A 5,389-nucleotide genomic window follows, 5' to 3' on the forward strand; every position below is an offset into this window, starting at 1 on the left:
GCGCGCGGGCTCCGGCCGCTGCGGGGAGGCTGACCGCGCAGGGGGCCTGGCCGCCGGTGGCGAGGACGATCGGCGCGTCCGGACGGCTGGTCCACCACCAGCGCACCATGCGGGCGTCCGTGGTGGCCGCCAGCAGATCGGGGTCACCGGGATGGGCGCCGGGCACCGTGCAGGCGGGGTCGGGGCAGGAGCAGCCGGCCGGACCCTGCGGATCGGGGGCGGTGCCCGGCAGTACCGGCCACCGCCACGTCGCCGCGAAGGTCGTGGCCGCGTCGATCAGCGCCGGGCCGTCGTCGCCCCGCCGGGGCGGAAGGCCGCTTCGGCTTCCGAGGATCTCGCGCATGAGCGCTCGTTCCTTTCCGTTGCACCGCTGGCAACACCGTGGACATCACAACATGTGTGGATCACTTCACTGTGCGTACCTGTTGGCGCATCACGCCCCCGCGTACGGCGGGGGAACCCCCAGGGATGGAACAACGGCCGCGTCCGACGTGCGGTTCTTCAGACGTGCGGTTCTTCTGGAGCACGGACACGGCACGGGGGTGGCGAAGTCTGGCGTTTTGCCGTCGCGCGTGTTTCTCTCCGCCTCCGCCACGGGAGGATGGGGCTCGGTCGTCGGTGGTTATGACGTCCGGGTCCTTCGCCAGGTTCCGGGCGGCCTGTGGCCACCCCTGGACTTCTCTCGAGTACGTACCCCGCACGACCGTGGTGACGCTCCGTCGAGCAGGGCCAGTCGACCGCAATGACGTTCCACCCGAGGCAGTTTCCAGCCAACTTGCCAGTAGGGCAAGGGGTTCCGGGAGATCCCTCCCGCACCCCACCAACACCAGGAATCCCCGCAGGACAATGCTGGACATCCCCTCACGAGTGCGTGTACATGTGGAGACACTGCTGGCGGCGCAGAATCACATGGGGGTTTGCGATGCTTTTCAGCAAGACGCACCGGTCCGAGAGCCGGACGCCATGAACGCCCCGCACCCTCCGAAAGTGGCCGGAATCGATCCCACGGTTCCCACTCCCGCCCACACTGTCGCGCCCGCACCCCCCGCCCCGGAAGCCGGTCCCGCACCGGACGCCCCAGGAGGCACCCCGCCTCCCGTCGCTGCCGCGGAAGCCCCCGGCAGCCTGCTCCAGGACCGGCTGGCCGGCTGGGTCTCCGACCTCACCACCCTCCACGAGCTGACCGAACGGATGTGCCGAACATCCGCCCTGCCAGCCGCACTTGAGGAACTGCTGCGCGCCGGTGCCGCCCTCGTGGGCGCCCGGCGCGGTCTCGTCGTACTGGAACCCGGCGACGGACTCGGCCCCCGCGGCACCGTCGGCCTCGGCCTGGGCCGGGCCGATCTCGGCCACATCGAGACCGTCCCGCGCGAGGCGCTGCTGACCGGGACCGCCGACCTCCTGGCCGAGCCCGGCCTCGACCCCCGCCACCGCGAGGTCGCCGCCCGCCTCGGTTACGCCGCCAGCCACGCCCTGCCGCTGGCCACCGACAGCACCCGTATCGGCGCCGCCGTCTGGCTCTACGACGAACCGGCAGCCCCCGACGAACACCACAGACATCTCATCGCGCTCTACCTCCGCCAGACCACCGAGCACCTCGCCCTGCTGCTGGAGGTGGAGCGCGCCCGGCTGAACACCGCCACCCTCACCGAGGAACTGCTCCCCTCCCGGCTCCCCCGCGTCCCGGGTGTCCAGCTCGCCGTCCGGCACCGCACCGGCCCGCGCGGCGGCGGCGACTGGTACGACGCGCTGCCGCTGCCCGACACCACCCTCGGCCTCTCCGTCGGCTCCGTCCCCGGCGGCGGGCCGGGCGCCGTCGCCGCGATGGGCCGGCTCCGCGCCTCCCTGCGGGCCTACGCCGTGATGGAGGGCGAGGACCCGGTCGCCGTCCTCTCCGACCTGGAGCTGCTGCTCCGGCTGACCGAACCCGCCCGTTCGGCCACCGCCCTGTTCGCCTACTGCGAGCCCGCCGCGCGCCGGGTCACCCTGGCCGGTGCCGGGCACAGCCCGCCGCTGCTGATCGGAGAGCGCCGCACCGAGTACGTCGAGACCTCCCTGTCCGCCCCGCTCGGCATGCTCGCCTGCTGGGAGGCGCCCAGCGTGGAGTTCGGCGTCCAGTCCGGAGAGACGGTTCTCCTCTACACCGACGGGCTGCTCCGCCGTACCGGCGAGGCCATGGACCGGGCCTTCGCCCGGCTGCACGCGGCGGCGGCCCGCGTGCCGCGTGCCCTGCGCGCCGACCCCGGCGCCGTCGCCGATCACGTCCTCGCCACCCTGCTGCCGGAGGAGGACACCGCCGCCGGCGACGAGGACGTGGTGCTCCTGGCGGCCCGCTTCGACTGAGCGGAGGCAGGCACGACCGGTCCGGTTTCGGTACGAACGTACGATGATGGAGGCACCCCTGCTCGGGCGTGGACGCGAGCGCCGCGTGCCCCCTGGGGGAGACCACACGCCGTACCGAGGAGGATCAGTGTCCGACGAGCTCAACCCGGCCGTTACCGACGAGGCCACCGAGGCCGAGGAGCCCATCAAGCAGCGCAAGAACGGTCTCTACCCCGGTGTCTCCGACGAGCTGGCGGAGAACATGCGCTCCGGCTGGGCCGACACCGAGCTGCGTGACCTGGAGCCGATCGCGCAGGCCGCCGACACCGCGCGCCGCCGCGCCGCGCTGTCCGCCCGCTTCCCCGGCGAGCGTCTGGTGATCCCCGCGGGCAACCTGAAGACCCGCTCGAACGACACCGAGTACGCCTTCCGCGCCGCCACCGAGTACGCCTACCTCACCGGCAACCAGACCGAGGACGGCGTCCTGGTCCTGGAGCCCACCGCCGACGGCCACCACGCCACCATCTATATGCTGCCCCGCTCCGACCGCGAGAACGGCGAGTTCTGGCTCTCCGGCCAGGGCGAGCTGTGGGTCGGCCGCCGCCACTCGCTGACCGAGTCCGAGGCGCTGTACGGCATCCCGGCCGCCGACGTGCGCGAGCTGGCCGACACGCTGCGCGAGGCCACCGGCCCGGTGCGCGTGGTGCGCGGTCACGACGCCGCGATCGAGGCGGCCCTGACCGACAAGGTCACCGCCGAGCGCGACGAGGAGCTGCGCGTCTTCCTCTCCGAGGCCCGCCTGGTCAAGGACGAGTTCGAGATCGGCGAGCTGCAGAAGGCCGTCGACTCCACCGTGCGCGGCTTCGAGGACGTGGTGAAGGTCCTCGACAAGGCCGAGGCCACCTCGGAGCGCTACATCGAGGGCACCTTCTTCCTCCGCGCGCGCGTGGAGGGCAACGACATCGGCTACGGCTCGATCTGCGCCTCCGGCGCGCACGCCTGCACCCTGCACTGGGTGCGCAACGACGGCCCGGTCCGCTCCGGCGACCTGCTGCTGCTCGACGCCGGCGTGGAGACCCACACCCTCTACACCGCCGACGTCACCCGCACCCTCCCGGTCGACGGCACCTACACCGACCTCCAGCGCAAGATCTACGACGCGGTGTACGAGGCCCAGGAGGCCGGCATCGCGGCGGTGAAGCCCGGCGCCAAGTTCCGCGACTTCCACGACGCCTCCCAGCGCGTGCTCACCGAGAAGCTGGTCGAGTGGGGCCTGGTCGAGGGCCCGGTCGAGCGCGTCCTGGAGCTGGGCCTGCAGCGCCGCTGGACCCTGCACGGCACCGGTCACATGCTCGGCATGGACGTCCACGACTGCGCGGTCGCCCGCACCGAGGCGTACGTCGACGGCACGCTGGAGCCCGGCATGGTCCTCACCGTCGAGCCCGGCCTGTACTTCCAGGCCGACGACCTGACGGTGCCGGAGGAGTACCGGGGCATCGGCGTGCGGATCGAGGACGACATCCTCGTCACCGCCGAGGGCAACCGGAACCTGTCGGCGGGGCTGCCGCGCCGCTCCGACGAGGTCGAGGCGTGGATGGCGTCGCTCAAGGGCTGAAAACCCGACGAAGGGCCGGGCATCGTGCCCGGCCCCGGTGAAGGACCCCTCACGCCGTGAGCAGCGAGGGGTCCTTCTTCCACTTCAGGATCTTGTCGAAGCTGACCACGGTGCCCGTGCGGCCCGGCCGGGCGCCGATGTGGACGTGGTCGGCCAGCTCCCGGATCAGACACAGGCCCCGGCCGTCCTCGGCGTCCACGCGGGCCATCCGGATGCCCAGGGCCGGGGCGGACGCGACACCGGGGCCCGAGTCGGCCACCTCGATGCGGCACTTCTCGCCGTCCAGATAGGCCGTCACCCGGTACGCCTCGGTGTGCTCCCCGCACGCGGTCCCGCCGTGCTCGACGGCGTTGGCGCACGCCTCGGTGAGGGCCACGGAGATGTCGTAGGAGACGTCGGGGTCGACACCGGCCGTCTCCATGGTGCCGATCAGCAGCCGCCGGGCGAGCGGGACGCTCGCGGCATCGCGGCGCAGATGGAGTGACCACCAGATGCTCATGCTCCAGCCTCCCGGCCGCGGCTCGACATACCGTTACCTATTGCCGCGCGTGAGCGCCCGTAAGCCCTCAAGTGACGTGATGCCGCCCATATGGTCGATGTGCGCCGGGACGAATCGGGGTATGAGGTACGGCCGTCGCAGCAGCGCGCGTCCCGGCCGTGGCGCGATCCGGCGGCCCTGCCTCGGGGGTGCGGCGGGCGCAGTGCGATGATGAGCCCCGCCATGAGTGCCCCTCGTCCGCGCACGGCGCGACCCGGACCCCGCGTCCGGCTGCTGCGGGCCGCGGTCTTCGCCGCGGTCTGTGTCGTGCTGGCCGCCGCCGGGCACACCACGGCCTCCTGCGCGAACGTCCCGCTGTGGACGCTGGGCGCCGGGTTCGCGGGCTCCCTGCTGGTCATGGCGCCGCTCGCCGGACGGGCCCGGTCGGTGCCCGCCATCGCGGCCCTCCTCGCCCTCGGCCAGGTCGCCCTGCACACGCTGTTCGGCCTCGGCCAGCACACCACGCAGCCCATGGCGTCCATGGGCACCGCGCACCCCGGCGCGGCCGACGACGAGATGGTCCAGCGGGCCGCGCAACTGCTGTGCGGGTCCGGCCCGGCCACCCTCACCCCCGGCCACGCCTACCGCCTGCTGCTCGACGCCCGCCTCATCGACGCCTCGGGCCGCTTCACCGGGCACGCGGCGACCGGCGGACAGGCCTCCGGCATGGCCGGCTCCCCGGCCGGCTCGGTGCCGTCGGCGCTCTCACTGCTCTCGCTGCCGATGCTTCTCGGCCACCTCCTCGCGGCGCTCGCCCTGGGCTGGCTGCTGCGCCGGGGTGACCTGGCCGTGCTGCGGCTGGTCGAGCTGTCGACGCACGGCGTCGCGGAGGGCGCGCTCGTGCGCTCCCTGCGCGCCGCGCTCGCGCTGACCCGCGCCCTGTACGCCGGGCTGCTGCCCGCGACCGGACCCGC

The 5,389-nt window shown here is 73.2% G+C and carries 5 protein-coding genes; 3 read left to right on the top strand and 2 right to left on the bottom strand.

The annotated features are described in order from the left end of the window. A partial coding sequence (locus tag GT030_RS31910; RefSeq protein WP_202460818.1) for a bifunctional DNA primase/polymerase occupies positions 1–343 on the bottom strand: 343 nt, incomplete at its 3' end. 503 nt (positions 344–846) lie between these two features. Here GT030_RS31910 and GT030_RS31915 point away from each other — a divergent pair. Together GT030_RS31915 and GT030_RS31920 are read left to right on the top strand one after the other, a co-directional pair. Further along, on the top strand, positions 847–2,343 hold the full coding sequence (locus tag GT030_RS31915; protein WP_202460819.1) for a PP2C family protein-serine/threonine phosphatase: 1,497 nt from the start codon (positions 847–849) through the stop codon (positions 2,341–2,343). A gap of 127 nt (positions 2,344–2,470) precedes the next feature. After that, positions 2,471–3,937, top strand: a complete 1,467-nt coding sequence (locus GT030_RS31920) for an aminopeptidase P family protein (RefSeq protein WP_161204064.1) — start codon at positions 2,471–2,473, stop codon at positions 3,935–3,937. Positions 3,938–3,986: 49 nt separating this feature from the next. Here GT030_RS31920 and GT030_RS31925 read toward each other — a convergent pair whose 3' ends face one another. Then, entirely contained in the window at positions 3,987–4,436 is a 450-nt protein-coding gene (locus tag GT030_RS31925) for an ATP-binding protein (RefSeq protein WP_161204065.1), read from the bottom strand. A 222-nt stretch (positions 4,437–4,658) separates the two neighbouring features. Between GT030_RS31925 and GT030_RS31930 the strand changes: the two genes are divergently transcribed. Then, on the top strand, positions 4,659–5,389 hold a 731-nt coding region (locus tag GT030_RS31930; RefSeq protein WP_202460820.1), incomplete at its 3' end, for a hypothetical protein.

Source organism: Streptomyces sp. SID1328 (genome assembly GCF_009865595.1).
Lineage (GTDB): Bacteria > Actinomycetota > Actinomycetes > Streptomycetales > Streptomycetaceae > Streptomyces > Streptomyces griseoluteus.